General features: G+C 58.1%; 15 protein-coding genes. 9 read left to right on the top strand and 6 right to left on the bottom strand.

Annotated elements, in window-relative coordinates; genetic code table 11:
- The first annotated feature begins 168 nt into the window (after positions 1-168).
- Together serA and htpX are read left to right on the top strand one after the other, a co-directional pair.
- On the top strand, positions 169-1764 hold the full coding sequence (serA, locus tag HMPREF9163_RS04015; protein WP_009440384.1) for a phosphoglycerate dehydrogenase: 1596 nt from the start codon (positions 169-171) through the stop codon (positions 1762-1764).
- An 85-nt stretch (positions 1765-1849) separates the two neighbouring features.
- Positions 1850-2719, top strand: a complete 870-nt coding sequence (gene htpX / locus HMPREF9163_RS04010; protein ID WP_037345978.1) for a zinc metalloprotease HtpX — start codon at positions 1850-1852, stop codon at positions 2717-2719.
- A gap of 51 nt (positions 2720-2770) precedes the next feature.
- On the opposite strand, the gene HMPREF9163_RS04005 is transcribed toward htpX, so the two are convergent.
- Together HMPREF9163_RS04005 and HMPREF9163_RS04000 are read right to left on the bottom strand one after the other, a co-directional pair.
- The gene (locus HMPREF9163_RS04005) at positions 2771-3610 is read right to left on the bottom strand and encodes a hypothetical protein (protein ID WP_009440382.1); all 840 of its coding nucleotides are present in this window, start codon (positions 3608-3610) and stop codon (positions 2771-2773) included.
- A complete protein-coding gene (locus tag HMPREF9163_RS04000) occupies positions 3607-4488 on the bottom strand; it encodes a LysR family transcriptional regulator (protein ID WP_009440381.1) in 882 nt (293 codons plus the stop codon). Before HMPREF9163_RS04000 ends, HMPREF9163_RS04005 begins: the two co-directional genes overlap by 4 nt.
- 336 nt (positions 4489-4824) lie before the next feature.
- Between HMPREF9163_RS04000 and purB the strand changes: the two genes are divergently transcribed.
- From purB to HMPREF9163_RS03965, 7 genes are all read left to right on the top strand, one after another.
- A complete protein-coding gene (purB, locus tag HMPREF9163_RS03995) occupies positions 4825-6180 on the top strand; it encodes an adenylosuccinate lyase (protein ID WP_009440379.1) in 1356 nt (451 codons plus the stop codon).
- Between the two features lie 76 nt (positions 6181-6256).
- Positions 6257-7666, top strand: a complete 1410-nt coding sequence (locus HMPREF9163_RS03990; RefSeq protein WP_009440378.1) for an anion permease — start codon at positions 6257-6259, stop codon at positions 7664-7666.
- A gap of 150 nt (positions 7667-7816) precedes the next feature.
- Positions 7817-8125: a type II toxin-antitoxin system RelB/DinJ family antitoxin gene (locus HMPREF9163_RS03985; protein ID WP_009440377.1), complete on the top strand. Its 309-nt coding sequence runs from the start codon at positions 7817-7819 to the stop codon at positions 8123-8125.
- Positions 8122-8463: a type II toxin-antitoxin system RelE/ParE family toxin gene (locus HMPREF9163_RS03980; protein WP_009440376.1), complete on the top strand. Its 342-nt coding sequence runs from the start codon at positions 8122-8124 to the stop codon at positions 8461-8463. Before HMPREF9163_RS03985 ends, HMPREF9163_RS03980 begins: the two co-directional genes overlap by 4 nt.
- Before the next feature lie 48 nt (positions 8464-8511).
- Positions 8512-9219: a purine-nucleoside phosphorylase gene (gene deoD, locus HMPREF9163_RS03975; RefSeq protein ID WP_009440375.1), complete on the top strand. Its 708-nt coding sequence runs from the start codon at positions 8512-8514 to the stop codon at positions 9217-9219.
- Positions 9220-9262: 43 nt separating this feature from the next.
- Complete coding sequence (gene galE, locus HMPREF9163_RS03970) at positions 9263-10252, top strand: UDP-glucose 4-epimerase GalE (protein ID WP_009440374.1); 990 nt, start codon at positions 9263-9265, stop codon at positions 10250-10252.
- Positions 10253-10391: 139 nt separating this feature from the next.
- Entirely contained in the window at positions 10392-14183 is a 3792-nt protein-coding gene (locus HMPREF9163_RS03965) for a phosphoribosylformylglycinamidine synthase (RefSeq protein WP_009440373.1), read from the top strand.
- A 60-nt stretch (positions 14184-14243) separates the two neighbouring features.
- Here HMPREF9163_RS03965 and HMPREF9163_RS03960 read toward each other — a convergent pair whose 3' ends face one another.
- The 4 genes from HMPREF9163_RS03960 to HMPREF9163_RS03945 form a co-directional block, all read right to left on the bottom strand.
- Positions 14244-15344 (bottom strand): metal ABC transporter permease, encoded by a 1101-nt coding sequence (locus HMPREF9163_RS03960; RefSeq protein WP_009440372.1) that lies wholly within the window; start codon positions 15342-15344, stop codon positions 14244-14246.
- Positions 15337-16212 carry a metal ABC transporter permease gene (locus HMPREF9163_RS03955; protein WP_009440371.1) on the bottom strand — a complete coding sequence of 292 codons (876 nt, stop codon included), beginning with the start codon at positions 16210-16212 and terminating at the stop codon, positions 15337-15339. The genes HMPREF9163_RS03960 and HMPREF9163_RS03955 overlap by 8 nt, the downstream gene beginning before the upstream one ends.
- Positions 16213-16217: 5 nt before the next feature.
- Complete coding sequence (locus tag HMPREF9163_RS03950) at positions 16218-16937, bottom strand: metal ABC transporter ATP-binding protein (RefSeq protein WP_009440370.1); 720 nt, start codon at positions 16935-16937, stop codon at positions 16218-16220.
- A 133-nt stretch (positions 16938-17070) separates the two neighbouring features.
- The gene (locus tag HMPREF9163_RS03945; protein ID WP_009440369.1) at positions 17071-18024 is read right to left on the bottom strand and encodes a metal ABC transporter solute-binding protein, Zn/Mn family; all 954 of its coding nucleotides are present in this window, start codon (positions 18022-18024) and stop codon (positions 17071-17073) included.
- Positions 18025-18035: the final 11 nt, after the last annotated feature.

The raw sequence follows: 18035 nt of genomic DNA, 5'->3' as shown, positions 1-18035 counted from the left end.
CTTGCTTCACTAGGGTTTGCTTAGGAGCATCGCAGTCTACGCTCTTCCGTAACAGTTGTCATAGACACCATTTAAGTATTTGACACACATCGCCCCTTTTGTCTATAATGAACCGTATTACACGATGCAAATAGACTGCGGCACTGTGCCGCATGGGAGGGCTTACGGATGAAGATTTTGGCTGCAGATGGGATTTCGCCCGAGGGGATCGGGCTGCTGGCGGAGTATGAGGTCGACGTACGCGATAAGATTGCGCACGAGGAGCTGGTGGAGATCATTGGCGACTACGACGCGCTCATGGTGCGGTCTGCGTCGAAGGTATCGGCGGATGTGATTGCACGTGCGGATAAACTTAAGATCATCGGACGCGCAGGGGTCGGCGTGGACAACATCGACGTAAAGGCTGCGACGGAGCGCGGGATCATTGTCATCAACTCGCCGGGCGGCAATACAATCGCCGCGACGGAGCACACAATGGCAATGATGCTCTCGCTCGCACGCAAGATTCCTGCGGCGGATGCGACGATGCACGCGGGCGCGTGGGATCGCAAGTCGTTCGTGGGTGTGGAGCTGCGCGGCAAGACGCTTGGCGTGATCGGCATGGGGCGCATCGGCAGCGGTGTTGCAAAGCGTGCGCTCGCCTTTGATATGAACATCATTGCGTATGACCCGTACATCAATGAGGAGCGTGCAAAGGCTCTCGGCGTGACCGTCGGAACGCTCGACGACATCTTTGCAGCGGCGGACTTTATCACGGTACATATGCCGCTCACGAAGGAAACGCGCGGCATGATCTCGATGCCCGAGCTGCGTAAGATGAAGAAGGGCGTGCGTCTCGTCAACTGCGCGCGCGGCGGCATTATCAACGAAAGTGATTTGGTGGCGGCGGTCAAGGATGGGATCGTCGCGGGAGCGGCGATCGATGTGTTCGAGAGCGAGCCGCTCGCGGAGGATCATCCGCTGCGCGGCGTTCCGGGTATTGTGCTCACGCCGCATCTCGGCGCGTCTACGGTGGAGGCACAGATCGGTGTGTCCGTCGATGTGGCGGAGGGTATTCGTGCGGCTCTGCGCGGCGAACCCGTGACGGCGGCGGTCAACATGGCTCCTGTCTCGAAGGAAGTCATGCGCATCATTCGTCCCTACATCACACTCGCAGAGCAGCTCGGCTGCACCGTTTGCTCGCTCGCCGAAGGCCCCATCTCCCATGTGGAGGTCGTCTACAACGGCGAAATCACGGAGGTCAACACGAGCTTTCTCACAACGGCGATTCTCAAGGGCATGCTCAACCCCATCCTCGAGAGCGAGATCAACTACGTCAACGCGCCGAGTGTCGCGAAGTCGCGCGGCATCAAGGTGACGGAGATCAAGGAAAAGGAAACCTCGCACTACTCAACGCTCATCACCGTGCGTGTCACGACGGGGGCGGGGACGGCAGAAGCGGGTACGGCAGAGGTACAGGGCACGCTCTTCGGTACGGAGGGACGCATTGTACGGATCAACGGATTCCGTGTGGATATTGACCCGCACGCACGTCTCCTCATCTGTCCGCACATCAACCGCCCCGGCGTCATCGGTACGGTCGGCTCCATCATGGGCGAGGCGGGCATCAACATCTCGTCGATGCAGGTGGGCAAGTCGAAGCGCGAGGGCATGAGCATCATGGCACTCACGATTGACCACGACATCCCCGATGATACGCTTGCGCGTGTGCTTGCGATCGACGGCATCTTCGATGCAAAATTTGTCAACTTTGAGACAATCTGATCGGATTTCAGCCTTTTTCCATAATTGTTCGCTATGATATAGTCAAAAGGACAAAGAATACGATGGACTAAGGAGGCAAAAGCCTGTGAATACACTCAAGACCACAATGCTCATGGCACTCCTCATGGCGCTCATGGTTGCGCTCGGCGGCATATTCGCCGGACATACGGGCATGACTGTCATGCTTGTCATCGCGCTCGGCATGAACTTTTTCTCATACTGGTTCTCCGACCGCATGGTGCTCAGCATGTATAACGCGCAGGAGGTCGACCGCCAGAGTGCGCCTGAGCTCTACGGGCTCGTGGAGAAGCTTGCGGGACGTGCGGGGCTTCCGATGCCGCGCGTCTACATCATCAACGAGGATGCGCCGAACGCGTTCGCGACGGGACGCAACCCGTCGAACGCGGCGGTTGCCGTCACGACGGGACTGATGCGTGCGCTCGACTACAATGAAATCTCGGGCGTGCTCGGACATGAGCTCGCGCACGTCAAGCACCGTGACATCCTCATCTCGACCATCGCGGCGACGATGGCGACGGTCATCTCCTACGCAGCAAACATCGCCCAGTGGGCGGCAATCTTCGGCAGCGGCCGTTCGAGCGACGATGACCGCGGCGGCATCATCGGCATGATTGCGACAGCAATCATCGCGCCGATTGCGGCAGCACTCATCCAGATGGCGATCTCACGCTCGCGCGAGTACAGCGCAGATGAGGGCGGCGCAGAAATCTGCGGCAACCCAAACTACCTCGCGGCGGCACTTGAGAAGATCGAGTACTATGCCGTACACGGCGCACAGCTGCCGGAAGCGACCCCCGCCACGGCGCACATGTGCATCATCAACCCACTGACGGGGCGTGACATCTCGTTCAAGAGCCTGTTCTCGACCCATCCCGATACGCAGGAGCGCATCGCACGTCTGCGCGAGCAAGCGCAGCGCATGCACATCCGCTAAGTCAAAAAATGGAATCCCCTTCGATGAAAACGAATCGTCGAAGGGGATTTTCTATTTCTTGAGTGTATCGATTTTGTCATGCAGGAATTCCAGCAACTCCAATCGCTCCGAGATATAGTCTCGCAGCTTTTCAGTCGGCAGATCTTTATGCGTATGTGCCGCAGGAACACCGTCCGCCTCGCTGATTGCCGCCTGACTGACAACCGTGCGGATCGTACCCGCCTGCAGGATGTCGATGGCGCTGTCCACATCGGCGGCGATCTCCCGCAGCTGTACAGGAGAATGCGCTTCAGAGTGCCAACGTGCGCGCAGATCGTCCAGCAGGATGCCCGCGAGGCTGCGCAGCACGGCAAAGGCGGAGCGGAGGGATGCCGTGCGCTTTCCTGCGATGATTTGGACATCGGGGCGCAGGACGGCAGCATAGGGGGGCTGTTTCAGCAAGTTCACGAAGCGATCCACACCGATGATATAGGGGGCGTTGGACAGGATGCGCAGCAGTTCCTTTTTTGGGAGTTCCTCGAATGCGAGCGGGATGTAGTTCACCTGATTCATGCCGAGTGCGCGGCAGTATGCCGCGAGCTCCTTCGGGTATGCGATGTGATTGTTGAAGATATAGACATCGCTCCCCGCAGGAATGCGCGATATGGCAAAGAAGAAGGTCGAGTCCGGCTGCAGCTCCATGAGAAAGAGCCGTTCTCGCGGAATGATGTGCGACAGCTGCTCTATCTGTGTGCGCGCACACAGATAGAGGTCGGCGCTCCGATCATCTGTGATCTCCTCCGTGCGGCGGAGGATGACGGGGAGACGTTCGCTCAGCAGGGCACGCGCAATATCACGGATTTCCTCTGCGATGAGGGAGCTGCTGCCGACGGCTGCGATTTTCACATTCATGATTGCGCTCCTTTCCGTGCCATTTCTTCAAATGCCTGTGCCGCATGGGAGAGCAGCTTGTCTGTCTTGTACACGACACTCGGATGCAGGTAGATCGACGGTGTGAGTGGGACGGCGCTGAGATTTCCGTCGTGCTCGATGAGGCTTTCGGGCAGGATGGAGATGCCCGCACCCTCGGCAACGAGCGACTTGAGCAGCTGCACCTGTGCAATTTCCATGCAGACGGGCGGCATACTGTCTGCTTCCTCGAAATGCTTTACGAGTATTTGGCGAAAAAGACAGGTCGACTCCATGAGGATGAAGGACTCCTCTGTCAACTCCGCGAGTGTGATGGAGTTCCTGCGGCTCAGCGCGTGTCTGCGGGCGCAGCACACCATGAGCTCCTCGCGCGGCAGCGGGAGCTCGTTTAGACGCGTGCGCTCCTGCTCCGTCAGATCAAACGCAAAGGCAAAGTCGAGCTTGTCTGCGTGCAGCAGTTCGAGCAGCTGTCCCACATCGTGTTCCGCAAAGCAGATGTTGATATTGGGGTAGGCGACGCGGAACTCTGCGAGCAGACGGCTCGTGGATGCGATTCCCGCGAGCGGCGTCACGCCGATCACGAGATGACCTCGGTTGTGGGATTTGAGGTCGTTGATCTCATTTAGCGTTGTCGATATGCCCTGCATGATGTTCTGAATGTGTCGATGGAATATCTTTCCCTCTGCCGTGAGCGTCACCTTGCGTTGACTGCGGTCGAGCAGCTGTATGCCAAGTTCTTCCTCGAGGCTGCGCACCGCGTTCGTGACGGCGGGCTGCGAGACATACAGACGCTCTGCTGCGCGCGTAAAGCTCGCGAGATCGCTCACCATGAGGAAGTATTCGAGCTGCCGCAATTCCATTTCATTCACCTCGCACTCCGGATTCTGCTCTCATTCTATCATAGAATGGACGCTTTGAAATCCCATATCGTATAAGAAAAGGATATAGATGGATTCGTCTGCCTTATTGCATAAACAAATGAATGAATCCTGAGATGTGGGAATACACGATATTTATTGGTTTTCATAAAATTATGTATCTAACCCTCGTTTTGCTCAAACAGGTAGTCATTGCGTTATTTTTTGATAACGTGCGGATATTTCTTCTTTCTGTCGGACGGTGCTATGATACAGACACAGAGGGGCACAGACAGGTGCCGGTCAGGAAAGCATTTCACTTCGGAAGGAGTCTTTATCATGCCATCCACTTCGATTGACAGTCAGATTCACGGGTGCCTGTTCAGCACGGACGAGATGCGCGAGATCTTCAGCGATCTCTCACTCGCACAGGCATGGGTCGATACGGAGGCGGCGCTTGCACAGGCGCAGGGCGAACTCGGTATCATCCCAAAGGACAAGGCGGACTACATCGTCTCCCATACGGACGCATCGCAGCTCGACATTCCCGCCATCGGCGAGGCATATAAGAGCTCCATCACGATCGTGCCGCTCGTCAAGGCGTATCAGAAGTACCTGCTGCCGAGCGATGCGGGCGAATATCTCCACTGGGGCGCGACGAGTCAGGACATTGTCGACACGGGGCTCATCCTCCTGCAAAAGAAGGCGTACAACGTCATTCTGCGCGATATGAAGATCTGTCAGCAGCACTGCCTGCACCTGGCGAAAAAGTGGCGCAATCAGGCGATGTGCGGACGCACGCACGTCATCCACGCCGTTCCCATCACGCTCGGCTACAAGATTGCCGTCTGGGCAGACGAGCTCGGCCGTGACATTCAGCGCCTCGAGGAGATTGCAGACCGTGTATTTGTCGGGCAGCTCTCGGGTGCAGTCGGTACCCTCGCCTCACTCAAGGAGACGGGCAAAGGCTTGGCGATGCAAAAGCGCATGATGGAGATTCTCCATCTGGGCGTGCCGACGATCTCGTGGCATGTTGCGCGCGACTCTCAGGCGGAGTTCTCGAGCACGCTTGCAATCTGTGCGGGGACGCTGGCGCGCATTGCACATGAGATCCTGACGCTGCAGCGCTCGGAGACGATGGAGCTCGAGGAACCGTTCTTCATGGGAAAGATCGGCTCGTCCACCATGCCGCACAAGCGCAATCCGCAGGTCGTCGAGGGCATCATTGCCGTCTGCCGCAATGCACGCAGCATTGCACCGTCGATCGTCGAGGCGATGTTCTGCGAGAATGAGCGCGACTGGGGCTGTCTGCTCTCCGAGTGGGAGGGGATTCCGCGTCAATGCCACCTGCTCGGACAGGCGCTCGAGAAGTCGAAGGATGTGCTCGAGAAACTCATTGTCTATCCCGCGCATATGGAGGCGAACATCAAAAAGCTGCACGGCCTCATCATGAGCGAATGTGTCATGATGCACCTCGCGCCGCGTATGGGACGACTGACGGCTCATGAGGTTGTCTACGAGGACTCGATGAAGGCGTACGAGGAGGAGACCTATCTTGGCGCGGTACTTAAGAAGGATGCACGCGTGACCGAGGTCTTCTCGGAGGAGGAGATTGATCGGATGATGGATCCGCACAGCTACATCGGCTATGCACCTGAATTCGTCGACCGCGTCTTGGAGAAATACGGTACTTGATTGTAGGCTTTGAGGAGAACCCGGCGGAATCACAGCTGGGTTCCTCTTCAAAGGAATTGCTTGAGAGGTGAATAAAATGGATATGCGGCGCAGGAAACTCCTTGCCGTTCTGGCTGTTGCGCTCGTCCTCTGGTTCCTGCCGATTCCGGAGGGACTGACGCCGGCGGCATGGCATATCTTTGCCATCTTTGCGGCGACCATTCTGGGATTTATCCTTCAGCCCATTGCAATCGGCGCGATGGGATTCATCGGCGTAACGGTCGCGGCGCTCACGGGGACGATTTCCATTTCGGATGCCATCTCCGGCTATGGGAACTCCACGATCTGGCTCATCATCTGCGCATTTCTTCTCTCGCGCGGATTTATCAAGAGCGGGCTCGGCAGACGCATTGCCTTCCTCATCATACAGAAGATCGGGCGCTCGTCCCTCACGCTCGGCTATGCGATTACGGCGAGCGACTTCATCATCTCGCCCGCAACGCCGTCGAGCACGGCGCGCGCCGGCGGCATTGTCTTTCCGATCATCAAGAGTCTGTCGAGTGCGCTCGGCTCGGAGCCGGGGGCGACAGCGCGCAAATTCGGTGCGTACATCATGCAGATCGAGTATCAGGCGAATGCCATCACCTGCGCCATGTTCATGACGGCGATGGCGGGAAACCCGCTGTCCGTGGAGCTGGCAGCAAAGGCGACGGAGACACAGATCACATGGAGCGGCTGGGCGCTTGCCGCCATCGTGCCGGGGATGATCTCGCTCATCGTCATGCCCTATCTGCTCTACAAGCTCTTTCCACCTGAGATTGAGGAGATGCCGCTTGCAAAGCAGATGGCGACGGACGAGCTCGCGAAAATGGGTGTCATGTCCGGCGTGGAGAAGATCGTTGCTGTTGTATTCTGTGGGGCGCTCGTCCTCTGGGCGACCTCCGAGATCCACCACATCGGCGCAACGACCGTCGGCATGCTCGCCGTTGTCGTCATGCTCCTCACGGATGTTCTGACGTGGGACGATGTGTTGAACGAAAAAGGTGCATGGAATACAATGTTCTGGATGGGCTCGCTCATTGCACTTGCCTCGGCGCTCTCCAAGAGCGGCTTTATCAAATATGTTGCGGAGGGCGCGGGCAGCATGATCGAATCGGCGGGCATCAGCTGGACGCTCGCATTCGTCCTGCTCATCCTGATCTACGTATACTCGCACTATGGATTTGCAAGCGTCTCGGCGCATATCGGGGCGATGTATGCCGCCTTCTTGACGGTTGCCATCGCCGTCGGCACGCCGCCGATGCTCGCTGCCATTGCATTCGCCGCGATGTCGAACATTATGATACCGCTCACGCATTACGGCGGCGGAGCAGCTCCCATCCTCTACGGTGCGGGCTATGTATCGCAGAATGATTGGTGGCGGCTCGGCTTCATCATCACCACCGTCAACGTCGCCATCTGGCTCATCCTCGGCGGCGCGTGGTGGAAGGTCATCGGACTTTGGTAGGCTATGTGAACTAAATACAAGGACAGTTCTGCGTGTTTTATATGCGCGGGACTGTTTTTTTAGGAAGTGTAATATGTATTGCACTTGTCCGCACATACAGATATAATATCAGTAGAATGATTTACGCAAGGAAGAAGGAGGGGCGTTATTATGGCAGCAAAATCCGCCAATCTATATGCGAGAGTCGAGCCGGACGTTAAGGAACGGGCAGAGGAGATACTTGCGGCGCTCGGCATTCCGGCATCCAATGCAATCAATATGTTCTATCGTCAGGTGATCCTGCAGCAGGGGCTTCCGTTCGATGTGAAAATACCGCGCAGACACTCTCTTGATGTGAGCAGGCTGTCGGAAGAGGAGCTTAATAGAGAGCTTGAAAAGGGCTATGCCGATATTGAGGCAGGACGGACGCGACCCGCGCGCGAGGTCTTTGCTGAACTGCGGCGGGAGTACGGGCTATGATGTATCGCGTTGAACTCTCTGCGCAAGCAAAGGAGGATATGCGTGAGATTTATGAGTATATCGCATTTGAACTCCGAGCCATAGATAGTGCAGAGGCACTCTTTCGACATTTGGAGGAGCACATCTATGCACTTGAAGAAATGCCTGAACGGTATCGGCTCTATGAAGGTGAGCCGTGGCGCACGCGCGGTCTTTGCATTATGCCTGTCGACCATTATCTCGTTTTCTACATACCGAAGCACGAGAGCTGCATTGTGACCGTCATCCGCATTTTATACGGAGGGTGGGATACCGCAGCGCAGCTCGCGAGATATACGGAAAATAATGATATGGTATGACCGCGTTACAATAAGGACGACAAATCTATTTCAATAGGAGGAAACAACATGAGTTCACTGCACATTGCCGCCGAGAAGGGTGAGGTCGCGGAGCGCATCCTGCTGCCGGGCGATCCGCTGCGTGCGAAGTTCATCGCGGAGAATTTCCTGGAGGGGGCGAAGGAGTACACCTCCATCCGCAACATCCTCGGCTATACAGGCACGTACAAGGGCGTTCCCGTCTCCGTGCAGGGCACGGGCATGGGCATGCCGTCGATCTCCATCTATGTGAATGAGCTGATGGACTACTATGGTGTGCAGAAGCTCATCCGCGTCGGCACCTGCGGTGCCATGCACGAGAAGGTGAAGCTGCGTGACGTATTCATCGCACAGGGCGCGACAACGGACTCGGGCATGATCCGGGGGATCTTCGGCGGGGCGATCAACTACGCGCCGCTCGCCGACTACGAGCTCCTCTCCGCCGCCGTGGAGAACGCGAAGAAGCTGCAGCTCCCCGTGCGCGTCGGCAACGTGATCTCCGTCGACCGCTTCTACGATGAGGAGATCGACAATGCGAAGCTGCGTCAGTACGGCGTGCTCGCGGTCGAGATGGAGGCGGCGGCACTCTATACGCTCGCGGCGAAGTATGGACGGCAGGCACTCGCGCTCTTCACGGTCAGCAACCACCTCCTCACGGGCGAGGAATGCACGGCGGAGGAACGTCAGACCACATTCAACGACATGATTCGCATCGCACTCGAGACGGCCGTCGGATGATCCTCAGGTATTCTGACGGCAGCGGAGCGAAAGGAGAACGCACATGGCGATATTAGTATGCGGCGGCGCGGGCTACATCGGTTCTCATGCCGTGCATGTACTCATCGAAAAAGGAGAGGAGGTCGTTATTGTCGACAATCTCCAGACAGGGCATCGCGGCGCGCTGCATCCACAGGCAAAATTTTATGAGGGTGATATCCGCGACGCAGGCGTTCTGGACAAGATCTTTACCGAGAATTGCATTGAAGCCGTGATTCACTTTGCCGCCAATTCCCTTGTTGGGGAGAGCATGGAAAAGCCACTGCTCTATTTCAACAACAATGTCTACGGGATGCAGGTGCTCCTTGAGGCGATGGTGCGTCACGGCGTGGACAAGATCGTCTTCTCCTCGACGGCGGCGACCTACGGCGAGCCGAAGCGCGTGCCGATCCACGAGGACGACGAGACGAATCCGACGAATACCTACGGCGAAACGAAGCTCACGATGGAGAAGATGATGAAGTGGGTCAGCCGTGCGAACGGTGTGCGCTATGTCTCACTCCGTTACTTCAATGCGGCGGGGGCACTGCCGGACGGATCGATCGGCGAGGATCACGCGATGGAGACGCATCTGATCCCGCTGATTCTCCAAGTGCCGACGGGCAAGCGCGATCATATCACGGTATTCGGCGATGACTATCCGACCCCCGACGGCACCTGCCTGCGCGACTACATTCACGTGGTCGATCTTGCGGATGCCCATGTGCTTGCACTCGAGCACCTTAGAAAGGGGGGCGCGAGCGATATCTTCAACCTCGGCAACGGGCAGGGCTTCTCTGTCAAGGAGATGATCGCAGCGGCGGAGAAGGCGACAGGACGCTCAATCAAGGTGGAGATCGGCGCACGCCGTGTGGGCGATCCGGCGCAGCTCATCGCATCGAGCGAGAAGGCGCGCAAAGTGCTCGGTTGGCAGCCGCGCTTCACGGATGTGGAGCAGGTCATCGGCACGGCGTGGCGCTGGCACGAGCGGCATCCGAACGGCTATGGTGATTGACTCTCTATGCAGACAGACGGGTATCTTTGCGGATACCCGTTTTTGTGTACGCGTATTCACGCAGAAACAATCATTGCATATTTGATTAAGTTTCGATAAAATAGAGGACGGGAAACAGCGTTTGAGAAGGAGGATTCCTATGGCAGTCAAACGAATCTTTGTGGAGAAACGGCAGGGTTTCTTTGATATTCCTGCGCAGCGTCTCTGCAATGATCTGGTGGAGACATTCCGTCTGACGGATCTGCGTGCCGTGCGAATGATCACACGTTATGACATAGAGGGGCTGAACGATGAGGAGTTCGCGCAGGTGCGGAACATTGTCTTTGCCGATCCGCCCGTGGATACCGTCTATGAGGATGTATTGCCGTCTTTTTCCGATGCGCGGATATTTGCGATCGAGCCGCTACCGGGGCAGTTTGACCCGACGGCAGCCGCGGCGGCGGAGTGCGTGCAGCTCGTGACACAGGGGGAGCGTCCCGATGTGCGCACGGCGCGCGTGATCGTTCTGATCGGCAAGGTGGATGACCACCTTTTTGAGCAGATTAAGGCGTATCTGATCAACAAGGTGGAAAGCCGAGAGGCGTCGCTTTCAACACCTGCGACGCTCGAGAGCCGCATTGTGCTGCCGATGGACGTGGAGGTTCTCACGCAGTTCAATCAGCTCTCGCGCAGTGAGCTCGAACGCTTTCACAAGGAGCACGGCTTTGCGATGAGCGAGGAAGATCTCGCATTCGTTCAGCAGTATTTCCGCGATACAGAGCATCGTGCACCGACGATTACGGAGTTGCGCGTCATTGATACTTACTGGTCGGATCACTGCCGTCACACGACCTTTACCACGGCAATCGACGCAGTGAATATCGAAAACGGCTTTTTTTCCATGCCGATCTTTGAGAGCTATCAGACCTATATGGATGACCGCAAGCTGCTCTATAGGGACGGCAAGCAGCGTGATATGACGCTGATGGATATTGCCGTCATCGGGATGAAGGCGTTGCGTGCGGAGGGGAAGCTTGACGATCTCGATGAATCCGAGGAGATCAACGCATGCAGCATCCGCGTTACGGTCGATGTGAACGGGAAAGATGAGGAATGGCTCCTCATGTTCAAGAACGAGACACATAACCATCCGACGGAGATCGAGCCGTTCGGCGGCGCGGCGACCTGCCTCGGCGGCGCGATTCGCGACCCGCTCTCGGGCCGTTCCTACGTCTATCAGGCGATGCGCGTGACGGGCGCCTATGACCCGCGTGCACCGATCGAGGATACGCTGGCGGGCAAGCTCCCCCAGAAGAAGATCACGCTCGGTGCGGCGGAGGGTTACAGCTCTTACGGCAACCAGATCGGGCTTGCGACGGGGCAGGTGTGCGAGATCTATCATAAGGGCTACCTCGCAAAGCGCATGGAGATTGGCGCGGTCATCGGCGCGGCTCCCGCAGCTCAGGTCGTGCGCGAGTGCCCTGTGCCGGGAGATGTCATCGTCCTTCTCGGCGGACGCACGGGGCGTGATGGCATTGGCGGTGCGACTGGCTCCTCCAAGCAGCATACGGAGTCGTCACTTACGACTTCGGGTGCCGAGGTGCAGAAGGGCAACCCGCCGACGGAGCGCAAGATTCAGCGACTCTTCCGCAGCCCCGAAGTCAGCCGCATGATCAAGCGCTGCAATGACTTTGGTGCGGGTGGTGTTGCCGTTGCGATTGGAGAGCTTGCAGACGGCCTGACGATCAATCTCGATGCCGTCCCGAAGAAATACGAGGGGCTCGACGGCACGGAGCTTGCAATCTCCGAGTCGCAGGAGCGCATGGCGGTCGTGCTTGCGCCCGAGGATGTCTCCGCATTTCTGCGTCATGCGGATGCGGAAAATCTCGAGGCAACGGAGGTCGCCGTCGTGACCGCAGAGCCGCTCCTCGTCATGAAGTGGCGCGACAAGGAGATCGTACGAATCGCACGTAGTTTCCTCGCGACAAACGGCGTGAGGCAGCACGTCCGCATCGTGGTCGATCCGCCGAATGAGAAGGCGCCCTATCTCCAGCAGGTGCCTCCACAGGTAAAACAGGTCGGACGTGGGCTCGAGGATATGTGGCTCGCGAATCTGCGTGATCTCAACGTGTGCAGTCAGAAAGGGCTAGGGGAGCGGTTCGATGCGACCGTTGGCGCTGCATCGGTTCTCATGCCGTTCGGTGGGAAATTCCAGCTGACGCCATCGGAGGCGATGGTCGCAAAGCTCCCCGTGCGCCACGGGACAACGAATACTGCGTCTGCAATGGCGTTTGGCTTCGATCCTGACCTCTCCACGTGGAGTCCGTTCCATGGGGCGGTCTACGCTATTGTCGAGGCGGTGGCGAAGATTGTTGCCACGGGCGGCAGGGCAGACCGCGTGCGCCTGACCTTGCAGGAGTATTTCGAGCGGCTCGGCACGGATCCGAAAAAGTGGGGCAAGCCGTTTGCCGCGCTCCTCGGTGCACTGCGCGCGCAGCACGAAATGGGGATTCCCGCGATTGGCGGCAAGGACTCCATGTCGGGGACGTTTGAGAATCTGAACGTGCCGCCGACACTCGTTGCCTTTGCTGTAGCGACCATGCCTGCGAACGAGGCACTCTCACCGGAATTCAAGTATCCGGGCAATACCGTTGTCATGGTTCCCGTTCCGCATGATGCGCAGGATCTGCCCGTATTCTCACGGCTGAATACGAACTTTGCAAAGATCCATCAGCTTGTGGCGGAGAAGAAAGTCTTCTCTGCGATGAGCGTCGGGCGCGGCGGCATTGCGGCAGCAATCTCGAAGATGTGTCTCGGCAACAATTTGGGCTTCAAATTCACGTCCTTTATCCCACAGGACGATCTCTTCAAACCGCTCTATGGGACAATCCTGCTCGAGGTCTCGCCCTCGTTTGACATTGCGGCGAACCTCGCGGGCACGGGTGCCGTTGAGATCGGCAAGACGCGCGATGTGCCGAGCATCATCACGGATCTTGACACGATCGTGCTCTCCGATGTCAAGGATGCGTTTACGGAACCTCTTGAGAAGATTTTCCCGACGACCGTGCCGCAGATCGTGCGGCAGATCGACCGTCCGACGTATGCGCCCTATACGAAGGGGAAGATCGTTGGCAGCTCCGTGAAGATCGCGCGGCCGCGCGTGTGCATTCCCGTCTTCCCAGGGACGAACTGCGAGTACGATTCCGCGCGCGCATGGGAGCGCGTGGGGGCAATTCCGGAGATCTTCGTCGTGCGCAATTTGACGCCCCGAGCGGTGGAGGAGACTGTCACGGCGCTGGCAGCAACGCTTCAAAAGTCACAGATTCTCATGCTGCCGGGTGGATTCAGCGGCGGGGACGAGCCGGACGGCACGGGGAAATTCATTGCGGCGATGTTCCGCGCACCCGCGCTTGCCGAGGCGGTGCAGCGTCTCCTGGGCGATCAGGACGGCCTCATCCTCGGCATCTGCAACGGCTTCCAAGCGCTGCTGAAGCTCGGGCTGCTGCCGTATGGCAAGATTACCGATCTGGACGACAGCTCGCCGACGCTGACGTACAACAACATCGGACGTCACGTCTCGCAGACCGTGCGCGTGCGCGTTGCGTCAAATCTCTCGCCGTGGCTCTCGGGCGTGAACGTCGGGGATACGCATACGATTGCCGTGTCGCACGGCGAGGGGCGGTTCTACGCCGACACGAAGACGGTTGCGAATATGCGCATACGCGGGCAGATTGCGACCCAGTACGTGAATGAGAAGGGTGAGCCGACGCTCGACCAGCCGTACAATCCGAACGGCTCCGTGAACGCCATCGAGGGCATCACGAGCCCCGACGGGCGCATCTACGGGCGCATGGCGCACGCAGAGCGCATCGGCGAGAACATCGGCAAGAATGTGCCTGGTGAGATGAACCAGATGATCTTCGAGTCAGGCGTCTCCTACTTTATGCGATAACTCTACAGGAAAAGACCGTTGGATAGGCAGACAGCCTGACCAACGGTCTTTTCGCGTATTTCAGATATAGTACCTCTTGCAGAGCGCTGTGTATGCCGCCGCACCCGCGTCCGTGAGCAGGTAATAACTGCCCTCGCGTGCGAGCAGATGGCGGTCGATCAGTTCGCGGCTGACGCGGCGCACCTTGTTCTCATTCCATTTCAGATGGTTGCCGATCTCGCCTGCGTCATTCTCTGCGCTCTCCTTGCACTCGGCGGTATGTCTGCCGATATGCAGGAGGAAGAGGTCGCGCTGCATCTGCCGCACGCTCTGTAGGCGGCGGATGTAGGAGGTGACTGCGCCCTTCGGCCCTGTGAGGAGCGCGCCGAGATAGACGAGCATATTCATGACGGCGCACAGCCCCGCGATCGAGGCGTTCATATGCACGGCGAACGCGTAGCCGATGACAGCGTTCACAACTGCGATGAGGAGGGCAAGGAGCAGCGTGTGAGACAGATGCTTCGTAAAGAGCAGTGCAGTCGCCCCGGGGGCGATAAAGAACGAGATGACGAGAATCGCACCGACTGCGTCGAATGCCGCAACCGTCGTGAGCGAGGTGAGCGACATGAAGGCGTAGAAGAGGATGCCCGTCGGTATGCCGATGATCTGCGCATACTCGCCGTCAAAGGTGGAGACCTTCAGCTCCTTGTAAAACACCGCGATAAATGCGGCGATGACGAGGAGCAGTCCGCCCATCTTAATCGAAGAGGCGGCGACCTCCACGCCGCCGATCTCCACTGTGTTCAGTCCCGCATAGATGACCTCGCCCATGAGCACCATGTCCGTGTCGAGATGGGCGTTGCCCGCATATTTGCTGATGAGGATGACGGCGAGCGCGAAGAGCAGCGGGAAGATGACGCCGATGGCATCGTCATATTTGACGAGGTTCGTCTTGCCGAGGAGCTCGACGAGCGAGACGGTGATAACGCCCATGAGTGCCGCACCGAAGAGCAGCCACGGCGAGCCGAGGTCATGCGTGAGGAAGAAGGCGAGCACGATGCCGAGCAGCACCGTGTGACTGATGGCGTCCGCCATCATGGAGAGGCGGCGCAGGATCAGGAAGACACCGAGCGGTGCGCATGCAGCAGCCGTCAGGAGCAGTACGAGGAGTGCGTCATCCATTGCGTGCCCTCCGTTTCAAAACCCTGCCGAGAATCCCCTTTGTCCCGAAGAGTATCGAGAAAAAAGCGATGAGGGAGGCGACGAGGATGATGGACGGCCCCGTCGACATGCCCTGCTCAAGCGTGCTGATGTAGGTGCCGACGAGCGCAGAGACCGCACCGATGAGGCTGCTCAGAACGAGGACGCGCGCAAAGTTGTTCGACCACTGATTTGCTGCGACGCACGGGATGATGAGGAAGGAGCTGATAAGGATTGCTCCCACGGCTTTAATCCCGATACCGATGACGGCAATCGTCATGACGAGCAGCAGGATGTGCAGCAGACGGCAGGGCAGCCCGACGACCTCTGCGTACTCTGCGTCAAAGACGAAGAGTTTCAGCTCCTTGTAAAAGAGCAGGAGGAGCGTGAGGCAGACGGCAGAGACGGCAGAGATGAGGAGGACGTCGACCTCGAGCATATACGCTGCCTGTCCAAAGATGTAGGTGCCAAGACCCGCCTGTGATGCCCCCGCATAGTCGGGGTTGCCCTGGATGAAGCTCTTGAGCGCCATGCCAAGACCAAAGAAGCCCGAGAGAAAGATTGCAAGATTTGCGTCGAGTCCGAGCCTCTTGTCCCTGTGCGCGAGCTGGATGAGGGCGTAGCTTGCCGCACCCGCTGCGATTGCGCCCATGAGGAGCACGACGGGGCTGCGTGTGGCGAATGCCATATAGGCGAGGATGATGCCGGGGAAGGTCGAGTGTCCGATGGCGTCGCCGATGAGGCTCTGCCCCTTGTAGACGCTGAACGCGCCGACGGGACCCGCCGTGACGGCGAGGATGACGCTGCCGAGCGCGACGATCTGGAAGGTGTAGTTCATCAGGATGTCCATCGCCGTCACTCCTTCAGCCGATAGGCGAGCGCAAGCGCCGCCTCCTTGTCCAGATTGGCGAGGTAGTCCGACGCCTTCACCGTGCGGTTCAGTACGACGAGGTAGTCAAAATACGCATCGAGCGTGCTGAGATCGTGATGGACGGCGATGACTGTGCGCTTCTCGCGCTGCAGATCCATGAATTTGTCCATGATGATCCGCTCCGTCGTCTCATCGACGCCCGCAAGCGGCTCGTCCATGATGTAGAGCTGCGCGTCCTGCGCGAGTGCCCGCGCGATGAAGACACGCTGCTTCTGTCCCCCTGAGAGCTCCGAGATCTGACGGTCAGCGAAGTCCGCCATCTTCATCTTGTCGAGTGCATCCATCGCCAGCGCGCGATCCTCCTTGCCGGGGCGCTTAATCAGCCCGAGATGCGCATAGCGTCCCATAAGCACGACATCGAAGACCGTAGTCGGGAAGTCCCAGTGGACAGACCCGCGCTGCGGCACGTAGGCAATCTGCTTGTGTACGGCAGCGAGGGGCTTCCCCCAGAGGCGCACGGCGCCGGAGACGGGCTTTAAGAGGCCGAGGATGCCCTTGAGGAGGGTGGACTTTCCAGCGCCGTTCGGCCCCACAACCGCGCAGCGCACATACGCCGGAACATCGAGGTCGATGTCCCAGAGCACGGGTGTCTCGCGGTATGCCATTGTCAAATCCTCGACGTGTATGACGCTGTTTTGTTGCATTGAGTATCACCTCGCTCATAGTATCTTCCCTTTATGTAAATGTTGCTGCTGATCGTTCAAGGCGCCCCTTTCGGCTCGCTGCGCTCGCCACTTCCCCCGTTTCGACGGGGGAAGCTTTTCACCTAAGGCGAGCCTACTTCAAATGTGAAACAATCAGATCGATATTGCTGCGGTACATTGTGATATACGTATCGCCTTTCTGTCCCTCTGGTGCGAGTGAGTCGGAGAAGAGTTCATTGCCCTCGCCGCCGACAATCTCCACATCAAAGCCCTTTGTCTTGCAGACCTCCTGCAGCTTCTTCATACGCTCGGGATTCGTCGTGCTTTCGGCAAACACCGCCTTGACCTTGTGATCGACAATGTAGTTCGCCGTCTTCTCGATGTCGGCATTTGCGACCTCGGAGTCCGTGCTGACACCCTGTGGCGCAATGACATTGACGTGGTAGCGATGCGAGAAATAGTTGAACGCATCGTGCGGCGTCACGAGATTGCGCTGATTCTCGGGAATCTGGGCGATTTTCTCCGTGATTTCCTTGTCCAGAGCGTCGAGGTCTGCGAGATATTTCTTCAGATTCTCCTGAATCTCCTTCTCGTGCTCGGGCAGGAGTTTGATGAGCTGAGCAGCAGCCTCCTCGGTTGCCTGCTTGTAGAGGGCGACATCAAACCAGAAATGCGGGTCGACAATGCGCTTGCCGTCCTCCTCCATGTAGTTGATGTTCGCATCCGCGAAATTCTTTGTCACGGCGGCGCCCTTCTTCTCCAGCACCTCTGCCATCTTGCCCTCGAAGTGCAGACCGTGATAGAGGAGGAGATCCGCTTTCTTGATCTTCTCGAGGTCGGCGGGCTGCGCAACGTAGAGATGCGGATCCTCGCCCGCAGGGATAATCAGCTCGATGTTCACGTAGTCGCCCGCGAGCTGCTTCGTCATATCCTGCAGGAACGAGGTTGTGACCGTGACGGTCTTCTTCGTATCGGCAGCCTTGCCGTTGCCGCCGCTGCCTCCGCCGCAGCCAACGGCAAGGAGTGCCGTGATGGCGAGTACAAGGGTGAGCAGCAGCGTTCGTGGATAATTTTTTCGGATGTTCATAGAGACACCGT

The organism is Selenomonas sp. oral taxon 138 str. F0429, from assembly GCF_000318175.2.
GTDB lineage: Bacteria > Bacillota > Negativicutes > Selenomonadales > Selenomonadaceae > Centipeda > Centipeda timonae.
The sequence above is the reverse complement of the archived record's forward strand: the minus strand, read 5'-3'. Positions and strand labels throughout refer to the sequence as shown.